The 18,438-nt window shown below is 67.4% G+C and carries 14 protein-coding genes and 5 pseudogenes; 10 read left to right on the top strand and 9 right to left on the bottom strand.

The features are described 5' to 3' along the window. Nucleotides 1–124: 124 nt before the first annotated feature. On the bottom strand, nt 125–1,129 hold the full coding sequence (locus tag ACTWP9_RS34395; protein ID WP_443250265.1) for a metallophosphoesterase family protein: 1,005 nt from the start codon (nt 1,127–1,129) through the stop codon (nt 125–127). Between the two features lie 682 nt (nt 1,130–1,811). Beyond that, nucleotides 1,812–2,084 (bottom strand): hypothetical protein, encoded by a 273-nt coding sequence (locus tag ACTWP9_RS34400; RefSeq protein ID WP_443250266.1) that lies wholly within the window; start codon nt 2,082–2,084, stop codon nt 1,812–1,814. A 1,035-nt stretch (nt 2,085–3,119) separates the two neighbouring features. On the opposite strand from ACTWP9_RS34400, the gene ACTWP9_RS34405 reads away from it, so the two are divergent. Beyond that, nucleotides 3,120–3,941 carry an alpha/beta fold hydrolase gene (locus ACTWP9_RS34405; RefSeq protein WP_443250267.1) on the top strand — a complete coding sequence of 274 codons (822 nt, stop codon included), beginning with the start codon at nt 3,120–3,122 and terminating at the stop codon, nt 3,939–3,941. Nucleotides 3,942–4,414: 473 nt separating this feature from the next. Beyond that, nucleotides 4,415–4,954: pseudogene (locus tag ACTWP9_RS34410) on the top strand (hypothetical protein). On the opposite strand, the gene ACTWP9_RS34415 reads toward ACTWP9_RS34410, so the two are convergent. Beyond that, complete coding sequence (locus ACTWP9_RS34415) at nt 4,911–5,702, bottom strand: IS5 family transposase (protein ID WP_443250268.1); 792 nt, start codon at nt 5,700–5,702, stop codon at nt 4,911–4,913. The pseudogene ACTWP9_RS34410 and the gene ACTWP9_RS34415 overlap by 44 nt on opposite strands. Before the next feature lie 602 nt (nt 5,703–6,304). Here ACTWP9_RS34415 and ACTWP9_RS34420 point away from each other — a divergent pair. Continuing rightward, entirely contained in the window at nt 6,305–7,201 is an 897-nt protein-coding gene (locus tag ACTWP9_RS34420; protein ID WP_443250269.1) for a hypothetical protein, read from the top strand. Between the two features lie 100 nt (nt 7,202–7,301). Here the strand turns inward: ACTWP9_RS34420 and ACTWP9_RS34425 are convergent. Continuing rightward, nucleotides 7,302–7,370, bottom strand: a pseudogene (locus tag ACTWP9_RS34425) (transposase); the annotation flags it as partial. A 681-nt stretch (nt 7,371–8,051) separates the two neighbouring features. Then, nucleotides 8,052–8,195, bottom strand: a complete 144-nt coding sequence (locus ACTWP9_RS34430) for a hypothetical protein (RefSeq protein ID WP_443250270.1) — start codon at nt 8,193–8,195, stop codon at nt 8,052–8,054. Between the two features lie 949 nt (nt 8,196–9,144). Between ACTWP9_RS34430 and ACTWP9_RS34435 the strand changes: the two genes are divergently transcribed. The 4 genes from ACTWP9_RS34435 (at nt 9,145) to ACTWP9_RS34450 (ending at nt 10,075) form a co-directional block, all read left to right on the top strand. Further along, nucleotides 9,145–9,300, top strand: a complete 156-nt coding sequence (locus ACTWP9_RS34435; protein ID WP_443250271.1) for a hypothetical protein — start codon at nt 9,145–9,147, stop codon at nt 9,298–9,300. A gap of 131 nt (nt 9,301–9,431) precedes the next feature. Beyond that, nucleotides 9,432–9,611, top strand: a complete 180-nt coding sequence (locus ACTWP9_RS34440) for a hypothetical protein (RefSeq protein ID WP_443250272.1) — start codon at nt 9,432–9,434, stop codon at nt 9,609–9,611. Between the two features lie 39 nt (nt 9,612–9,650). Further along, nucleotides 9,651–9,854: a hypothetical protein gene (locus ACTWP9_RS34445; protein ID WP_443250273.1), complete on the top strand. Its 204-nt coding sequence runs from the start codon at nt 9,651–9,653 to the stop codon at nt 9,852–9,854. Nucleotides 9,855–9,889: 35 nt separating this feature from the next. Continuing rightward, nucleotides 9,890–10,075 (top strand): hypothetical protein, encoded by a 186-nt coding sequence (locus ACTWP9_RS34450; protein WP_443250274.1) that lies wholly within the window; start codon nt 9,890–9,892, stop codon nt 10,073–10,075. 311 nt (nt 10,076–10,386) lie between these two features. Here ACTWP9_RS34450 and ACTWP9_RS34455 read toward each other — a convergent pair whose 3' ends face one another. The 4 genes and pseudogenes from ACTWP9_RS34455 to ACTWP9_RS34470 all read right to left on the bottom strand — a co-directional run bounded on the left by ACTWP9_RS34455 (nt 10,387) and on the right by ACTWP9_RS34470 (nt 15,030). Continuing rightward, on the bottom strand, nt 10,387–11,628 hold the full coding sequence (locus ACTWP9_RS34455) for a PP2C family protein-serine/threonine phosphatase (RefSeq protein ID WP_443250275.1): 1,242 nt from the start codon (nt 11,626–11,628) through the stop codon (nt 10,387–10,389). A gap of 52 nt (nt 11,629–11,680) precedes the next feature. Then, nucleotides 11,681–12,450: pseudogene (istB, locus tag ACTWP9_RS34460) on the bottom strand (IS21-like element helper ATPase IstB). Nucleotides 12,451–12,497: 47 nt separating this feature from the next. Then, nucleotides 12,498–14,206: pseudogene (gene istA, locus ACTWP9_RS34465) on the bottom strand (IS21 family transposase). A 350-nt stretch (nt 14,207–14,556) separates the two neighbouring features. Next, nucleotides 14,557–15,030: a hypothetical protein gene (locus ACTWP9_RS34470; protein WP_443250276.1), complete on the bottom strand. Its 474-nt coding sequence runs from the start codon at nt 15,028–15,030 to the stop codon at nt 14,557–14,559. Between the two features lie 107 nt (nt 15,031–15,137). Here ACTWP9_RS34470 and ACTWP9_RS34475 point away from each other — a divergent pair, with 107 nt between their 5' ends. The 3 genes and pseudogenes from ACTWP9_RS34475 to ACTWP9_RS34485 form a co-directional block, all read left to right on the top strand. Further along, nucleotides 15,138–15,770 (top strand): DEAD/DEAH box helicase family protein, encoded by a 633-nt coding sequence (locus ACTWP9_RS34475; RefSeq protein WP_443250277.1) that lies wholly within the window; start codon nt 15,138–15,140, stop codon nt 15,768–15,770. A 253-nt stretch (nt 15,771–16,023) separates the two neighbouring features. Continuing rightward, a complete protein-coding gene (locus ACTWP9_RS34480) occupies nt 16,024–17,694 on the top strand; it encodes a Helicase associated domain protein (protein ID WP_443250278.1) in 1,671 nt (556 codons plus the stop codon). A gap of 3 nt (nt 17,695–17,697) precedes the next feature. Continuing rightward, nucleotides 17,698–18,271: pseudogene (locus ACTWP9_RS34485) on the top strand (transposase); the annotation flags it as partial. Between the last annotated feature and the right edge of the window lie 167 nt (nt 18,272–18,438).

Raw genomic sequence — 18,438 nt, forward strand, 5'->3', positions numbered from 1 at the left:
GCGCCTCACCTCTGTCGGCGGGACAATCCGCCGGAACAGCGCCCATAACTCGTCCGGCACCAACCGCTCGACAAGATCCGTCATGCACGGTTCAACGAACGATCACGCCATAAGAAACGACGTCTTAGTTGGGCACATCGTCCAGTATCAGCCCCAATGTGGCTGCCAGTTCGATTGTCCTGCGAGGTGTCGGGCACTGCCTGGCCAGACTGGCCTGGTCGAGGCGGCCGTTACGGGCTTGGAAGAGAACCTTCGCAGCAGGATGCTGGCGCATTTCGTCCGTGGTGAGCTCGTCGGCGACTCGATGCGCTGTGGCGACCAGGGTGGGGAATGTCGACTGCAGACCCGCGGCCCACTCCAGGAGCGCCTCCAGCCACTGATGTGTCGCTTGGTCACATGTTGAGGAGAACCGCTCTATCGCCTGAGCTAGCTCCAGCCAGGTGGACTCGTGCCAAGGCTTGGTCTTCAGGACGGGCAACTGCCACTGGCGCTTGATGGCCGACCAGTGGTCCGCTTGCGCCTTCACCGAGTGGACCGTGAATCCTGGGAGACACAGTGCGGTCAGGTTCCAGCCGTGGCAGGCACCAGTGTCGAGTCCGAAGATCCTGCCGTCGCGGATCATCGGATCCCGGCCGGTTACGTGATGGCCGAACACCACCGGCTTGGCATCGGTGTAGTGCTCGTGCCAGTAGCTATCCGGGAACAGTGCCGTGAGCTCTCGTTCACCCCTCGTCGAGCCACAGAGGATCTCCTCCCGCTGGTCGGACAGCGGAATTCCGGACAATATCGCGGCGTGGACAACACGGACGTGCTCGTTCTCGAAGTAGTACGGCAGAGTCCGCATCCAGTCGACCGTTTCGGCGTAGTGGTCGCCAAGCTGCAAGCGCGTGATCTCCTGCGCGTAGGAGCAGATCCCGCGCACGTGCTTTCGCTCATGGTTGCCCATGACCACGACCGAGTTCGGGCGCTCACGGAAAAGCCTGACCACGGCACCGGGCGCTGGACCGCGGTCGACCAGATCACCGACGCTGACCAGCAGGTCGTCCGGCTGGATGTCGACTTCATCAAGCAGTTCGATCAGCTCGTCGAAGCAGCCATGGATGTCGCCGATGATGATTGTACGCCGCATGCGGGCGACCTATGGAGGCAGCGGTGCGGCATACAAAGGACTTTGCGCGGCAAGACGGCTCCCTTAGTTGTGAAGGTCGCCACGCATCACGCTCGCAGAAATGAGTAGTTCTGAGAGGTCGAGGATCCTCGCCGGACCGCGTCCGGTTTGCCCCTGATCTTCATTCTCATAACCTCTCGCAAAGCAGCTTTCGCACAATGCCCCTCGCGATAGGTTCTGCGACATGCCAGAGCTCGCCGAACCGGCCACCGCCGTGAACACGTGTGGACCAAACTGCTCGACCAGGCGAGGCTGGCACAGATCACCGCCGAGATGCTGCCCGGGGGAGAGGGGCCACGCGCTGCCGACACGTTGCTGATAACGGCCCACCGCCCGAGGTGAAGCGCACACCTGAACAGCTACGCCTCAGGCGCAGGAACTGGCCAGACAGCTGAACCGGACTGCTCCTGGGAGCTGATGGCGCGCTGGGGCCGTTGCCGCACGGGATGCCGGACCGTTGAGAAGCAGGTCTCCCGGAACCCGGCAACAGCTTGGATTGGAGCAGGTCCGCAAAGACGGGCGCTACACCCCGCACGAAGTCCTCGACGAACGCTCTCCACCGCCCTGGCCGACGCCTGCCTCCCCCCCCGCGGGAAGCGACCGACACGGCCGCACGCCGTCGGCGGGCCGTGACCGGTCGCGTTCACGCTGGCAGGTAGGCGTCATGCTCGGCGTAGTGAATCACCGCCTCGCACCGCTCCTGCGCACTGGGAGAGGCGCCATCGCGCCAGGCCGACCAGACCTCCAGCACGTCGCGGGCGAGCTCCACTTCCAGGAGATAGGCCAGCCCGCGGGGCGGCGCGTCCCAGCTCGCGACCACCACCGTGGAATCTGCCCTCCAGGGTGTGGCCGCGTAGATGGCAGAGTCGGTGGGCTGCTCCTCGAGGGCCATCAGCACCTCGTTCAACGACGGCATGGGGGAGAACGTATCCCCGTCGGTCTTGAGAGAGGCGGATGGACCCCGGCGGTCTTCATCTCGAACGAAACCAGCGCGGCAGCCGCTGATGAGCACGCCGAGCCACTCTTCGCCGGTACGCAACGGTCGGCCGCCCCGTGTCCATCCAGGCGACGCCCGCTTTGTGGTTGGTGACGCGGCAGGCGGCCGCGCCACCCGGGGCGGAGGCACGACTGGCTCCGTACTTCGCGGGTGACTGAATCGGCTGGTTCGGGGCCTGTGGGAGCGTCTGTTGGAGTCGTGGCCGCGTTGGTGGGGTGTGACGAAGTCTTCCCGGCCCCCGCGGCTACGGACGGTGCGTCCGCGCATGCAGTGCGTGGTCAGCGCTGCCGTGGTGGAGAGGTGTCTGGGCGCTCTGCCTATCGCTGCCGAGTTTCTGCGCCGGCTGGACGTGGCCGGGACCGTCGACCGGTTGTGCCCGGGCCGGCATCACCAGCAGCCCTCGCCGCTGGTTGTGCCGTACCACGGCGACCTGAACTCACCGTTCGGCCTCGGCAACGATCTCTTCTCGCAACCCCGCCTCAACCACGTCCGCCGGAACGTCCGCGCGGCCTTCGGCCGGCCACCGCTGCCGCAGCGTGACCTCGCCAGTCATCGTGCGCGCCTCCTACGGGTCCATGGGAACGGTGGCCGTGCCGAGGCCACGGGACCGTACGGACCTGACCCGCCACCCCTCTCATGCTCGCCGACGCGCCAGTGCGCCCCATCTGCTTTGTCGGAATCCGTCCCGTTTTTGAGGGTCCGCTTGGTCGCCGACCGGCTTGCGAGTCAGCTCGACCAGCGGCCTTGCTCAATGGCTTGATCATTACCTTGCTCATTGCCTTGTTCATACGCGCGCAACATGCCCTGAGCCGTGAACACAAGGGCTCGGCGATGTGACATCCAGCGGGCCCCGGAAACCTTGACGCCTACCAGCCAGTAAGTGACCATTCCGCTGCGGTTCGGCATTGTCGACCCCGGTTCGATTCACGGACCGTTGCGAGAAAGGTTCACGCCATGCGTCTGCGCACCCGCCTCCAGCTTCTGACCGCTGCCACCGCCGCAGCGAGCCTTGGCTTCATGGGCCTCGCCGCCACGGCTCACGCCGACGTCACCGATATCCCCCCGGCGGGAGCCAACGACTGGTCGTGCAAGCCGAGCTCGGCGCACCCCGAGCCGGTCATCCTGGTCAACGGCACGTTCAAGACCATGGCCGAGAACTGGGCCACACTGTCTCCAAAGCTCGCGGACGACGGCTACTGCGTCTTCGCCTTCAACTACGGGCATGCCGCCACCGACCCCATCCCCGACTCGGCGGCCGAGCTGCGTGACTTCGTGAACGCCGTACTCGGCTCGACGGGCGCCAAGAAGGCTGACCTCGTCGGGCACAGCCAAGGCGGGATGATGCCGCGGTACTACATCAAGTTCCTCGGCGGTGCGACCAAGGTCGACGACCTCGTCGGCATTGTGCCGTCCAACCACGGCACCTCGAACCCGCTGGCCCTGGCGGCCGGAGCCACCGTCTGCCCGTCCTGCGCGGACCAGACCACCGGCTCCGACCTGCTCAAGAAGCTCAACGCCGATCCCGAAACACCCACGGGCCCGGAGTACACGCAGCTCGCCACCAAGCACGACGAGGTCGTAGTCCCCTACACGAGCTCGTTCTTGAGCGGCCCTGCGGACCATGTCACCAACGTCCTCCTGCAGGACAAGTGCCCGCTCGACCCCACCGAGCACGACCAGGCCACGAAGGACCCGGTCGTCACGCAGTGGGTGGTGAACGCCCTGGGCCGCAAGGGCCCGGCCGACCCGGGCTTCCAGCCGCACTGCGTCGGATGAGCCGGCCGGCTCAGGTCTCCAACCCCTCGAACAGCAGCGCGACCCCGATGCGCCCCTGCCCCTGGCCTTCACCGAGTTCACCGCTGAGGTCCTGGCCTGGACGACCTGGTGGAACACCACCCACCGCCCTACCCAGATCGAAATCTTCGACCCTGCCGGCAACCACCTCGGCTCCGCCCACCTCGCCGACGCCGCCCCCCCCGAACGACTCGACGCCCTACGGCCCGCCCGCACAACCCGGGCCCGCCGCCCGCGCGAGTAGAGCAAGAAGGCACAAGCCCTGCTTGTCCTGGGATTACTGCAACATCCGTATTCGTGGCCATGGTCGCGTGTTGCGCTGGTCTGTGATGCCTTGAGGTTTTGAGAAGCTGTTGTCTTTCCGGACGTGATCGACGCGTTTCCGCTGGTTGGGGGTAGGGGGGGATCCGTGGGAGTGGTGGCCTGTCGGGTCGTTGCTCCCGGGGAGGTTGCGGATGCCATCGGTTGTTGGACTGCTGGAGCAGTACGAGCTCGCTGCCGGCGTCGAGTCGCGGGGCTGCGGGAGGAGGCTGACCGCATCCAGGCCGAGCTGGGCCGAGGCCGAGCAGGAATGGTGGGAGTGGGCGATTGCCCGCACGCGGGTCGATACGGTCCTGGCTCCAGACGACGTCACCACCCCCGAGGCGGAGGTCACCGAGGATCCGCGCGGGGAGACGGAAGCGCAGTCGGCGCCCCGGGGCGCGGCGAAGGCGAGGTCGCAGGTGCCCCTGTGGCGTCAGGAGCTGGCCTGGTCGGTGCTGTCGGTGGACTGCCAGCGCATCCTCACCGTGCTCGCAGACCGGGTCCGGCTCCATCAAGGCCCGTTGACCTGCCAGGAGATGGCTGCCGCGTTCGGTATGGACGTGGTGCCGGCGCGGGTGGAGGCACTGCGGTCGAAGGCGAAGCGCCTGGTTGCCCGCGGTTGGCTGGCTGAGCAGCAGCCGGGCCGGTTCACGCTGGCTGCGGGCGTGGCCGGGCCAGGCGGCGGGTCATGAGCGAGATCATCGACCAGTAGACCATCGCTTCGGCGCTGGCGGTGCGCCGTTCGAAGTCGCGCACCAGGCGCCGGGTGCGCATCAGGTGGGCGAAGAAGCGCTCGACGATCCACCGCTTGGGCACCACCACGAACCCCTCGACGTCATCGCTCCGTTTGATGATCGCCAGGACCAGGGCGAGCGTGGCCAGGCAGTACTCGACGAGGCTGCCGGTGTAACCGCCATCGGCCCAGACCAGAGCGAGCCGGTGATGCGCGCCTGCCACCTGCTCGAGCAGGACCTGGGCGGCGGCGTGGTCGCCGATGTCCGCACCCGTGACCACCACGCCCAGCAGCAGGCCATGGGTGTCGACCACGATGTGCCGCTTACGGCCGTTGATCAGCTTGCCTCCGCCGAACCCGCGGCTGTCACAGCCGACGACAGCGTCCGCCTTGACGGACTGCGAGTCGATCACACCCGCACTCGGCTCCACCTCGCGGCCCGCCCTCTGGCGGACCTGCCCGCGCAGCCGGTCGTGGAACTCCATGACCAGCGCGTTCTCGCGCCAGCGGCGGAAGAAGGCATAGACACGGTCCCACGGCGGGAAGTCAGCCGGCATCGCTCGCCACTTGATGCCGTTGTCGACCAGGTAGCGGATCGCATCGAGTATCGCCCGGTGGCAGTACGCCTCCGGCTGCCCTCCCCGGCCGTGCATCCAGCCCAGCACCGGCAGCAACGGCCGGACCGCTGCCCACTCTGCGTCCGCCATGTCCGTCGGATAACGCGGCAGCCGACAGCCGTTGTCGGCGGCGTTTCCGAACCGGTGAGCCAGGCAGTCACACTCCAGCATGATGGAACTGGACTGCCCGGCCATCGACACGGAACACTCGGCGCCAGGGCCTCCTGTTGCTGCTCGGTGATTCGACACCAACGAGCTGTTCAGGAGGCCCTGCTCGTTTGCACCGAACACCCCGCGACCACCCAATCGGGACTCACGTTCGACGGACATCGCTCAAGATCGGAACGACAGCTTCGTAACGTAGATGCTGGCTCCCTTCGCGAGATGGCGGCGGTTTCCTGACTGGGTCGACATTCGACTCAGCACCGTTCACGGTCGCCGTGTGCCCACGCAGGCCACCCGTGCGACCGCCTGGCTCCGGTGCGCGTGGCGTACCTGGATTCCTGGATGTCAGAGGGTGCTGACAAGATGGGGCATGACAAGCAATGAGCCGCTCAATCAGCAGCCTGTCCCCGTCCGGCAGTCACATGTACGACTTCGATCTCGTCACCCTCGACGGTCAACTGCTCGTCGTCGGCACCCCTGACGAGGACTGCCGTGCCTGCACCTGGGATCCGGGAGCAGACCGTTGGATGACGTACGAGCTCGACGCTCCGGACGAGGACGAGGGCACCGAGCTCACCTCGCTCTGTGCGGCGGTGGTGGACGGACGGATCGTCATCGGCGGTGGCGGTGAACACCAAGGCTTCGCAATGTGGGACTTGACGACTGGCAGGGTACGGCTGAGCCCACAGGAATACAGCACGAGCTCCGCGGTCAGGGCCGACTTCGGGGGGTATTCAAAATTCGTCGTGGCTTCGAACTACATGGAGGTAGAACTCTGGGACCCGTCCCTGGCCGAGCCTGACGACGACGGCAACGAGGGCGACGAGGACAAGCCGGAGCAGCCTTCACCGCACGACTCCCTGGTCAACATCAGGATGGAGTGCCAATCGAGAGCCAGTAGCGCTGCCGCGGCGGGGCTGCTGGACGGCCATCCTGTGGTGGTCGGCGGTCACCCGAGCGGAGTCGTGGCCCTATGGGATGTCCAGGGAAAGCCTCTGGCCGAGTTCGACAGCCTCGATCGCCTTGCCGGCTCCGAGGACTCGGATCGCTTCCCCGGGGCGACGCTCACTGACTTCGCCCTGGCGTCGGTAGACGGTCGTACCCAGGTCGTGGCGGCGGGCCTGCAGCGGCTCCTGGTGGGCGATCCGAGGTCCGGCGAGTGGGGAGAGGAGCTCACCGTGCCCGGTGACGAGATCGTGTGCCTCGACGCTGACACCGTGCACGGGGTCCCGGTCGCTGTCACCGGGGCCGAGGACGGCACCATCTGCGTCTGGGACCTGGCGGAACATCGGATGCTGGGCCGGCCGTTCCAGAAGTACGATGCCGAGGTGTTCGAGGTACGGCTGGCCGAGCTCCACGGTCGCCCTGTGGTCATCAGCAGTGCTAAGTGCAGTTCCGTCGACGTCTGGGAGATTCCGTCGTAGGAAGGTGGCGCTGCCCGGCCTCTGCCTCGAGCTGTCCCGTTCGCCTTCCCGGCTCAGGGGCGGTCCGTGGAACGCTGCCTCGGTGGACTGTGCGGCAGTTCCCCCGGCCGCGCCTCCAGCCCGGCACCGGCAGCAGCGACCGGACCTGGGCCCACTCCGCGTCCGTCATGTCCGAGGGATACCGCCGAACACGTTCCGGTGATCGGCCGCATTCCCGAACCGGTGAGCGACACAATCACACGTCGGTGCAGCCGAGTCCCTACGGCTCTCTCTGCCGCGTCAGCCTCCGATTTCGGTGTCCTCCAGTAGCTCGCGGGTGATGTTTTCGCTGCCGTCTTGGATGGCTGTCATGGAGGCCTGGCAGATGAGTTGAGACAGCAGCTTGAAGTAGCCGCCGGTGCGCTCATGCGGGTACTTCGCCTCGCTCGCCAGGGCGTGCGGGGAGAGGTGGTGCAGGGCGAGGTCGTCTTCGAAGCTGCGCAGGATCTTCGGCCAGGTCTCCTGGTCGCCGGCGTACAGAGGGACGGGGTCCGAGCCAGGTCACCGGCAGACGGCCGGGGTCGGACTGGGGGAGGAGCCGGTTCCACAAAAGAGCGTGGTGAGGCCGAGCTTCTCCCGCAGTTTCCCCAAGTCGGTGAGGAAGGGAAGGGGGCGAGTTGGCCGGGGTGAAGTCGCTGCAGGCCGTCGACCAAGAGTAGTTGGGGCGAGCTTCTCTCCATGACGCGCCGGACAGGCTGGGAGAGATCCGCCGGGCGCCGAGGCTGCAGCAGCTCGTCCAAGTCTTTGGGCCGGCCTCAGCCCGAGGAAGTCAACGAATTCCCAGACCCAGTTCAGTACATTCTCCGGGTCCTTAAGGGGCGGTGATGTGCACGACCGGGATACGGCTCTCGTCGTCGGGATACCGGTCTTCGACGGATCGCTGGAAATCCCTTCCGATGACCCGCAGCAGGAAGGTCTTGCCGGTGCAGGGAGGCCCGTCGATCGCCCGCTCCATGAGCCCCTCACGCCGGTCTCCGTTGGCCAGGCGTGACGTCCTCCTGGATGAGGCGGGCTGAGGGCCGGGCTTCCCGGCGGTTGACGGGACCTGAAGGCTCGGCGTGCCGCGTCGCCGGGGGCTGGTCGTTCTTCGAGACAGAGGGCTCGGTGCTGTCGTCGGTGGGCGGCGCTGGGGACTTTCCCGGCCGGCGAGAGGGAGCGACGGGTAGGCGCTGACGGCATCGACGTCGACGGATACGCCCCCGTGTAGGGGACCTTGGCGGCGGTGTGAATGTGTGTTGCTGTGGCAGTGGTTTGGATCGGCAGTGGGTTCCGGCGTGATGGGTGGTCTGCTGACCAGCATGTTGAGTGGTAGGTACTGCTGGATCTCGGCTGTCATGGAGTGACTAATTCACTGTCATGGCACGCGAGATCGGCCTATTACACCGGGTCTGTGGCTGTCATGGGGATGTCCAATCCTGTGTTCTGGGTCAGGACGGCGGGTGTGTGCAGGAGGGCATGACTGCTGATCCGTCATCTTCACCGTCGTCGCTGCCGGTGGTGGCCGAGAACTCGGCTACGACTTCTCGGGCGTGGGATCGGGCGATGGCTCGGCAGGTGGTGGTGCGTCGCCTGCTCGCACTCGATGAGGCGGGGACGCTGCAGACGGTGCATGTCCGGATCGCCGCATCGACGGCAGGGGTCAACGTACGGACGGTGTGGCGTCGGCTGGGATGTGGTGAAGGAGACGGGCCGGATCGAGCCTGCCGCACGACGTGGGGTGTTCACGTTGACGGATTCGTTGTGGGCCCAGCTGGGGGAGGTGGGCGGGAACGTGAAGGCCTTGCATCGCTGGATGGCCGAGCACACGCCGATGACGTGCTTCCCGCTCTGGACCGGGACCGACTGCCGTCGTTGACGACGCTGCACCACGCGGTGACCCGGGAACGACGTGCAGGGTGTGTCCCTTGACCTTCCCCGTCCCTGGCTACGCCCGGATGGATCCAGACCGCTATGACCGGGCGTTGGCCGAGCTGGCGTTGCCGGGCACCATCGACGAGTCCGGCCAGGCCCAGCCCGCGGTCGCCGACCCGGCCCCCGAAGGACGGCGCCGATGGTGCTGATACGCCCAGCACGTCTTCGTTCACCGAGGGCGTGCGTCTGTATGTGCCCAGCGCGCATGTCGTGGCGACGCGGCAAGTAGGGGAGGTGACCGAGGCGATCGGACACGGCCGACCGCGCCCTGATCGATGCCTTGAAGACGCCGGGTGTCCTGGTCATCGACGACGTGCAGCGCATCGCCGCGCCCGAGCTGGGCTACCTGCGCCTGCTCATCGACGCCCCTATCACCGAGACGGCGATGGTCTTGTGCGGCGCGGGCGCCGAGCGGACCCTCGCGCGTGCTCCCGCGCTGGCCTCCCGGGTGCTGATCTGACAGCAGACGCCACGCCTGGACACCGAGCAACTCCCCACCGTGCTGCGTCTGTTCCATCCGCTGTGGGACACCGCGGCCGAAGCCGGCTTGCTGCACGCTGATGCCACGTGCGCGAAGGGGAACTTCCGTACCTGGGCGAAGATCACCTCCCACGCGTACGCGGCTCTCGCCCGTAGCCCCGAGAGCGCGGTGGACCGGGCTCTGCTGTCGTGTGCTTGTTCCCGCCTCGGCCCCACCTCCTGACCAGCCACACTCCACCCCAGGCCGAAGGACCTCCCGTGACCGCGTCCACCTCCGACCACAGCGCCCCTGAGCCACCACGACCCGAACCCGTCCTGGACGCCGCGTCGTTGACCGCGCTGCGCACCCCGGCCGTACGGCGTCTGCTCGTGCTGCGCGCTCAGCGTCGTCGGCTCACCCGCGCCCACGTGCACACCAACGCCTGTTTTGGACAGGGTGGATGAGAGCCACTCGGGCAGGGGGATCGAGAGCCACGTTGCTCCATCCGTGATGGGGATGGACGCGACACAAGTCCTTGATCGGCAACGGGATTGGGAGCCACCCCGATCGGGTGACTTCTGGCTGTGGCTGTGACGGCTCGGGAGTGTTCGCGACAGCAGCGGGAGTGGAGCCGGACAGGCTGATGTTCCCGGGTCCCCTCGGGCCGCGTCCCTGACAGGCACGGCTTATGAGGACCCGGCTCCGTGTGGCCGCAGTCGACCGGGCTGCGGGGTCTGTGCCTCGTCGGCTCCGTCAGTGTGGTGCGGGTGTCGGTTCACTCCATGGTGGCGAGGTGGTCGGCGGCGCCGCCGCGCCACTCGATCAGGAAGAGTGTCGAGTCGTCGCTGGTGACCCCGCCCCGTTCCTGCTTCAGGGCGTGGGAGAGGGAGCGCACCATCGCGCGCACGCCTTCCTCGGTGTGCTCGATGCGGTTGACCCAGTCGATGAGTTGTTCCTCGCCGAACTGCTCGCCACCGGCTCCGCGCTCTTCGATGAGGCCGTCGGTGAAGCACAGCACCCGGTCGCCGCGTTGGAGTGTCTGCTCGCTGATCTTGGGCTCGTCGCCGCCGAAGCCGACCGGCAAGGTGGTCGGGGTGTGCAGTTGCTGGACGACCGCGCGATCGCGGATCAGCAGCGGCACCGGGTGGCCCGCGTTGACCCAGTGCAGCTGGCCCGTTGTGATGTTCAGGCGCATCATCTGCGCGGTGACGAAGTGGTCGGGCCCGAACTGCTCGGCGATGGCCCGGTCCATGAACGCGTAGATCTCGGCCAGGCCGATGCCGGCGCGTCGGGCGTGCCGGTAGGCGCCGATGGCGACGGTCGCCATCGTGGCGGCGTCCAGGCCGTGGCCCATCGCGTCGACAATGGCCATGTGCAGGATGTCGTCGTTGAGGGCGTAGTCGAAGCTGTCGCCGGCGACGTTGTAGGCGGGCTCGAGGATGCCAGCGACCGCGGCCTGCGGGACGGACATCGCCATCGGCGGCAGCAGGGACCACTGGATCTCCGCGGCCACGCTCATCGGTTCGCGGCGCCGGGCCAGGAAGAACTGGTCTGTGTAGTGGTGCTTGGTGACCAGCATGTCGGCGACCAGGCCGGCCAGCCTGCGCAGCAGCCGCCGGTCGTCGTCATCGATGGCGTCCAGGGTGAGGGTGAGCACGCCCACCTGGTCGCTTCCGTCCAGCAACGGCAGGAACATCCGGACGCCGTCGGCGTGCGGCACCTCGACGGGGGTCGCACGCAGGAAGGCCGTGCCGGCGTGGGAGTCACCGATCGGCTCGGGCTCACCGACGACCAGCCGCCTGCCGGGCAGCGGCACCAGATGCAGCTGCCCATAGTCCTGCAAGAGGATCGAGAGATCCCGGCCACCGATCCTGCTGACCTCCTCCGCGATCAGTGGGGCGATCAGCTGCGGCGGCATTTCGTGCGCGCGGTCCAGCAGAACCCCCAGCAGCCGCTCACCGAAGCCTTCCGACCGGTCCACCGCGCCCTTGTCCGGATGCCGCTCACCTTCCGTCATGGCCATGTCCTTTCCATCCTGCTGGCCTCATCTCGCATGACAGAGGGGTGATTCACCGGACGGTGTGGTGTTCGGCCTCTGTGGCCTGGAGTCGGTAGGACTCGGTGCCGGTCTGGATGAGGGGGCAGCGGAAGGTGATCCGGTCGGCGATGGCCGCGCAGAGCCGGAGCTCGTTGAAGATCGCCTCCCACTCGTTGAACGGGGCGTTTGTGGCGACTGCGGTCGCCTTGCGTTCCTCCCGCTCGGGAAGATCTGAAACAGCAGCTTGGCGCCCTTCTTGTCCAGGTTGAGATAGCCGAACTCGTCCAGACACAGAAGGTCGACCTTGCTGTAGCGGGCGATCACGGCGGACAGACGCTTGGCGGTGGCGGCCTCGGCGACCTCGTTCACCAGCGCGGCAGTGGTGGTGTAGCGGACCGACATGCCGGCCTCGGCGATCGCGGTGCCGATCCCGATCAGCAGGTGGCTCTTGCCGGTGCCGCTGTCACCGATCAAGACCAGGGGACGGCCCTCCTGGGCCCAGACCGGATGCTTCAACTCGCCGACAATCTCGGGCGGGACGTGGGGGTTCTTCTCGAACCGGAAGTACTCAAGCCGCTTCGGCCGGAGAAAACGCGTGGCCCGGATCAACCGCTGCTGGCGGCGAAGTTCCCGGTCGTTACGTTCGAGCTGGAGCAGATCCAGCAGGAACTGCTTGTAGGTCAGCTGCTCACGACGGGCAGTGGCGGCCACCTCGATGAACCGCTCGCGCAGAGCCGGCAGCCGCAGGTCCCGGCAAAGTTCGTCAATCGCGGCGTCCTGTGGATCGCCGGGCAGTGGCATCCTGCTGGTCGGGACCTCGGCCGCGTGCTGCTCGGTGGTGGTGGGAGTCATGCGCTGGTGCCCTTCTGCGGCTTCGTGGCCGTGCTCCTCGTGGCGGTGACCGGCTTGAGCAGCCGGTCGTACTTGCTCATGTCCGGCAGCCCGGACCGCAGGTCGGGAGGCAGCCGCTTGGTATGCAGGGAAATCACCTTCGTGCCGTCATCCCCAGTGTCCTCACCGCTGCTGCCGTCGTCCTCGTCGAGCAGATCGTCGGCCGGCTCCTCGTCCGGCTCCGCCCCGGCGTTCTCCAAGACCTTGCGGGCCTCGATGGCCACCAGATCGGTGCTGATCGCGCCGACCTTCAGCACCGTGGTCATCCCGGCGATGACCGCCTCGGCGGGCAGAGTCCGGTGCAGCAGCAACACCTCGATCAGCATCTGGGTACCCTCGCCGTTGCTGCGCTTCTGCTTGGCCGCTGACCAGAACGCTTCGTGCGTCTTGGTGAAGACCCCTTCCGCGCGGGACTGGGCCAGTGCCGCGGCCCCAGCGAATGCCCCCGGCTTGACCAGCAGGAACTCCAGGTAGTGGTCAAGGATGTCGTGCGAGGTGTAACGACGCGTCAGCCGCGGATGGCGGGCGACGACCTTCCGCCCGTCGAAGATCCACACCTCGTTCGCCTTCAGCTTCACCCGCACCTTGGTGCCGATGAACCGTGCCGGCACCGAGTAAAAACTCTGGCGGACGGTGACCCGGCCGTTGCGGTGAACCACCGGCGTCAGGTCGATCCCGGTGTCGTGCTCATCCGCCGGCAGCGGCCCAAGCAACGGCCGCTCCTGCTCGAAGTCGAAGCCGACCGAGGCGGGCCGACCATGGATGTGGCGGGCGTCCTCCTCGGCATCGATCCCCGCCAGGCGCTCGTTCAGCTCCGCCAGCGACTCCACCTCTGGCGGCGGGCCCAGATGCCGCCGCCTAAACCGGCCGCCCTCGTGCTCCACTCCGCCCTTCTCATGGGCGCCGGCCTCTCCCGTGGGGCAGTAGAAGGGCGAAAAACCGTACCAAGATCGAAAAGCGGTCCATCGTGCCGACTCAGTTCGGAAACGGCCGAACAACACCTGCGTCACCGCAGGCTTGAGGTTGTCATACCGGATGTGGACCGTGGGCACCCCGCCGAGCACGGTCAAGGCATCCACATGCCCTTCCAGGAAGGCTCCCTGCGAGGGTGTGGCGTAGACGCGGTGGACGGCCTTGCCCGAGTACGGCATCCGCAGGGTGAACAGCATGCACTTGCGCCGCTGCCCGGCCAGGTCCACCCACACGTCCGCGAAGTCGACCTCGGCCTCTTCCCCGGGCTGTTTCGCCTGTGGCACCGTGCCCTCCAGGAACCGCCTCCCCTCACGGGCCTCCAACTCGACCTCGGGTCGGCGCCGGCGCCCATAGTCGCGGATCGGGGAGTACGACGCCTGCTCGAAGTCCCGCTCGGCCGCGAGCCGCTGCACGATGCGGCTGGTCGTATGCCGCTGCTTGCGGGGTGCCTGGGTGTCCTCCCGCAGCATTTCGTCGATGAAGCCCTTCACCGGATGAAGCCCTTCACCGGCTTCAGCACACTGACCCTGGGCGGAGGCGGCTTCCGCACCGGTGGCACCGGATGGCTGAGGGCCTTGACGACAGTCTTGCGCGAGACCCGGTACCGCTGGGCCAGCGTCCGCTGCGACACCGAGGAATCCGGTCGGCGGTCCCGGCGGATCCTCTCGAAAATCCACTCACGCGATCTGTACATGAAAAGGTCTCCTGACACGACCTTGATCAACGCGCACAGCGTGACCGGCTAAACGGCCCAAGACCCCCATTACGCTGAAAGCGGCATGTCACACACCATCAGACCGAGTGGTCCCCATTCTCGTTGCCCGGACCGTGGTGCCCAATCTCACTGCCCAAGTGGTCCCCCTACGCCCTGTCGAAAACACCCCATCACGCCACCAGCCGGTGTAGGCAGGGCCGCCGGGCCGGAAGCGGCATGTCAGCCGGTAGAGCGGCGTCGGTGAGACAGTACTTTCCTCAGCGACAGGATCCACTGTGTGACTGTAAGCCTGACCAGACCCGGCGATGCCGGACAGGGGCCAGCCAACGTCAGCCTCCGGCGTATTCCGTGCCCTTGAATTTGTAGGGCCAGGTGGTGTCCCCTGCGATGCTGATGGGTGATCCGTCGGCCGGCACCTTCAGCACGGTCATCAGCATGGTGGTCTGGGTGAAGGTGTTCCACCGGGTGTTCCCGGTGTTGTCCCAGCCAGGCATCCTCATCTCGGTCCACTGCCCCGGCCCCATGTCGACGGTCAGCTTCTTCTCACCGGTACACGCGACGAGCGCTCCGCCGTCCTGGGTTCGCCAGGCAGGACCGATCGGCGTGCGCTGCACCGTCACCTCCCCCTTCACCGACTTGGGGTCGCCGAGCTGCTTGCGCACCGTCTTTGTGTCCCCGAAGGCGTGCCGGAACTTCTTGATCTGTGAGGACCAGTGCCGATCGTTGCCGGTGTCTTTGCGGGAGACGTAGTCGATGAACGCCTTGCATGCCTTGCCCGGTTGCACGGTCAGGTCTGCATTCATGGGGACGGTTGGTACCGCACCGTGCTTGTCCGCGGCCACCTTGGGCAGATCCTTCTTTCCCTGGGGATCAACCGTGAAGGCAGTCCGCCACGCACCGTTCCTAGGAGGTGCGGCGCCGGCAGAAGGAGGCCATCGACGCGGCGGTCTTCGCGCTGGAGACCCCGCCCGGCGGTATCCCCGAGCAGGGTCTGCGTACGCCGGTGATCGCCGCGCCGGGGTCGGGCAAGACCCTCATCGCCTACGAGGCCGCGCGCCGTCTGGAGCCCCGCGGCCGGGTGCTGGTGCTGGTGCCTACCTTGAATCTGCTGACGCAGACGGTGGCCAAGTGGCGGCAGTACGGCATGCGCGGCAATGCGGTGGCGGTCTGCTCCCTGGACCGCGACCCGGAGGTGCGCGCCTACCTCGCCGAAGAGTTGGATGTGCGGTGCACGACCAACCCGCTCCGACTCGCGCTGTGGGCCGGCACCGGGCCGGTGACCATCTTCGCCACCTACGCCTCCCTTGTCGGCAACCCCGGCCGTCGCAGTGCCGATGAGGACGAGGAGGACGTGGAGGCGTCGAGGAGCGGGCAGTCGCGGGTGTGCTGGAGCGGGCGCTGGCCGGGGCGTTCGGGCAGCAGCTGGACGGGTTCGGCCTGGCCATCGTGGACGAGGCCCACCGCACCGCAGGTTTGGCGACCAAGCCGTGGGCAATCGTCCACGACAACGCCCGCATCCCGGCCGACCGGCGCCTGTACATGACCGCCACACCCCGCATCTATGAAGGTGACGACACCGGGGGCGAGGTGCTGGTGGCCTCGATGGACGACGAGGCGGTCTACGGTAAGCCCGCCTTCACCTACCCCCTGGGCCAGGCCATCGAGGAGGGAGTGCTTGCCTCTTTCGAGATCGACGTGCTGGAGATCCGCGACCCGGCACCTCCCGGCGATGACGCCACGCTCGAGGAGCGGCGCGGGATGCGGCTGGGCGCGATCCGCGCCGCCACCTCGCCCACATGGAAACCGCCGGCGTCGTCAGCCTCCTCAGCTTCCACGCACGCCCCCAGGAGGCGCTCTCCTTCGCCCGCGGTCTCCCGGACGCTGCCGATGAGCTGCGTGCGGCCGGGCGGTTTCCGGGTGAGGTGTGGGGGGAGTGGCTGTGCGGCCTCCACCCGGCCTCCCACCAGCGCGCCACACTCGACCAGTTCGCCAACGGCATCGACGCCGAGGGCCGCAAGACGGAGTTCCGCATCCTGTCCACCTGCCGCCTGCTGGGCGAGGGCACCGACATCACGGGACGGTGTGGCCTCGACGGCGTCCTGTTCGCCGACGTACGCAGCTCACCCGTCGACATCGTGCAGGCCGTCGGCCGCGCCCTGCGCCAGAAGCCCCACGAGGGCAAGGTGGCCCGCCTGGTCGTGCCCGTCCTCCTGGCCGCCGAGGACGAGGGCCGGGACATGGCCGCCACCGCCGCCTTTGAACCCCTGGTGACCGTCCTGCGCGCGCTGCGCTCTTTCGACCCGCGCATCGTTGAGCACCTGGCGCTGCGACCGGCCGGGCGCAGCGGCACACCGGAGGACGTCCTTGCCGCCGATCCGGCCGGAGACCCCCGACAGACCGAAACTTCCCCCGAGGGCGGTGAGTCGGCCGAAGAGGACCACGACCAGGAGGAGAAGCCCGACGGCCATGAGCACGGGGCCGAGCTGGCGCTGCTGCACTTCTCCCGCCGCCCCCGCGAAGCGGAGGAGATCGCACGGCTGGTGCGCACCCGCGTCCTGCGCCCGGAGGCCACCGCCTGGCTCACCGGCCTGGAAGCCGTCCGCGCCTTCGCGGCTGAGCACGGACTCGCCAACGTGCCTTACACCGCCACCGTCGACCTGGGCGACCACAAGGTGGCCTGTCCGGTCGGCCAGTGGGCGGCCGAACAGCGCCGCGCCTGGCGACGGGGCGACCTGGCGGACTGGCGCACCGAGCTGCTGGCCGAGGAAGGGTTCGTCTTCGCCCCACGCGACCAGGCGTTCACGGAGTTCCTGGACGTGTGCACGCTCTACTTCGCCGAGCACCACACCCTCGCTGCACCAAGGGACGCCGTCGTGGCCGGTGTGGCGGTGGGGGAGCGGCTGCACCAGGGCCGAAAGCCCGGAGGGCTGGGTAAGAAGACCAAGCGTGCGAAGAGCCGGCGTGAGCGGCTGGAGGCCATCGACCCGGACTGGAACCCGGCCTGGTCGCTCTCCTGGCAACGGCACTACGCGAAAGCCCGCTGGCTCCTGTCCCAAGGGGCGACCCTCACCGAACTCCAGCCCGGCGTCAGCCTCGGCGGCGACGACATCGGCGCCTGGCTGGCCGAACAGCCAGCGGCCTGGCACACCTTTGAAGAGGGCCAGCAGCAGCGCCTCGCCGAACTGGGCATCCAGCCGGCCCTCACGGCGGCGGTCCCTGCCGCCCAGGCGGTGCCCGCGGGGGCAACCCGGTGGGAATTGAACCTGGCCGCGGCCCGTCAATTCAAAAACCGCGAAGGCCACCTACGCGTCCCACGCGGCCACACCGAAATCATCACCGACACCGACGGGCACGAACACCACATCCGGCTGGGCGTCTTCCGCAGTAACACTCGCAGCCAGCACAAGAAGCAGAAACTCTCCCCCGACCACTCCCGCGAAGCACATGAAGTCGGCCTACTCAACTGACCTCTCCGTGACCAGCTCCGCAAACGCATCCGCCGGGAGATGGGCCGGGCCCCGGGGCGGTCGCCACCGTCATCAACTCCCAGTCCGTGAAGGCCGCGGAGACCGTCGGAAAGGACTCGCGCGGCTACGACGGCGCGAAGAAAATCAACGGCCGCAAGCGGCACCTGGTCGTGGACACCAAGGGGCTGCCGCTGTTCGTCCTGGTCACTCCGGCCGATATGACGACCGTGAAGCGGCGAAGGAAGTGCTGTTCAGGCTGCGGCTGATGCACCCGGAGATCACGATCGTCTGGGCGGACTCCGGCTATGCCGGACAGCTGGTGACCTGGGCGAAGAAGCACCTGGACCTGACGCTCAAGACGGTCAGCCGCCCCAAGGACGCCACCGGGTTCGTCATCCTGCCCCGCCGCTGGGTTGTCGAACGGTCCCTGGCTTGGATCATGCACGCCCGCCGACACGCACGCGACTACGAACGGCTCATCCAACACTCGGAGTCGCTCATCACCTGGGCAGCCATCACGCTCATGACCAGGCGAATCACTCGCCGAAGCTCCCGTCCAAGCGGACAACCGGACTCTTGCGAAGCGCAACAGGACTGATCAATACGGCTGTGGCGGTCACCACCGCCACTCAGAGGCCACCCGATTCCTCGGGCCGAGTTGATGTCGTACTCGGTCGGCATGACCATCACCGACGTCATCCACTTCGAACGAGCAGAAAGGGTCCGTCAGCAAGCTGACGGACC

It is taken from the genome of Streptomyces sp. 3N207, from assembly GCF_052246355.1.
Classification (GTDB): domain Bacteria; phylum Actinomycetota; class Actinomycetes; order Streptomycetales; family Streptomycetaceae; genus Streptomyces.

What these genes read in the sequence shown, in the direction of transcription:
- ACTWP9_RS34395 (WP_443250265.1), bottom strand. Translation starts at nt 1,129, where the DNA reads ATGCGGCGTACAATCATCATCGGCGACATCCATGGCTGCTTCGACGAG.
- ACTWP9_RS34400 (WP_443250266.1), bottom strand. Translation starts at nt 2,084, where the DNA reads ATGCCGTCGTTGAACGAGGTGCTGATGGCCCTCGAGGAGCAGCCCACC.
- ACTWP9_RS34405 (WP_443250267.1), top strand. Translation starts at nt 3,120, where the DNA reads ATGCGTCTGCGCACCCGCCTCCAGCTTCTGACCGCTGCCACCGCCGCA.
- ACTWP9_RS34415 (WP_443250268.1), bottom strand. Translation starts at nt 5,702, where the DNA reads ATGGCGGACGCAGAGTGGGCAGCGGTCCGGCCGTTGCTGCCGGTGCTG.
- ACTWP9_RS34420 (WP_443250269.1), top strand. Translation starts at nt 6,305, where the DNA reads ATGACGTACGAGCTCGACGCTCCGGACGAGGACGAGGGCACCGAGCTC.
- ACTWP9_RS34430 (WP_443250270.1), bottom strand. Translation starts at nt 8,195, where the DNA reads ATGGAGCGGGCGATCGACGGGCCTCCCTGCACCGGCAAGACCTTCCTG.
- ACTWP9_RS34455 (WP_443250275.1), bottom strand. Translation starts at nt 11,628, where the DNA reads ATGACGGAAGGTGAGCGGCATCCGGACAAGGGCGCGGTGGACCGGTCG.
- ACTWP9_RS34470 (WP_443250276.1), bottom strand. Translation starts at nt 15,030, where the DNA reads ATGAATGCAGACCTGACCGTGCAACCGGGCAAGGCATGCAAGGCGTTC.
- ACTWP9_RS34480 (WP_443250278.1), top strand. Translation starts at nt 16,024, where the DNA reads ATGGAAACCGCCGGCGTCGTCAGCCTCCTCAGCTTCCACGCACGCCCC.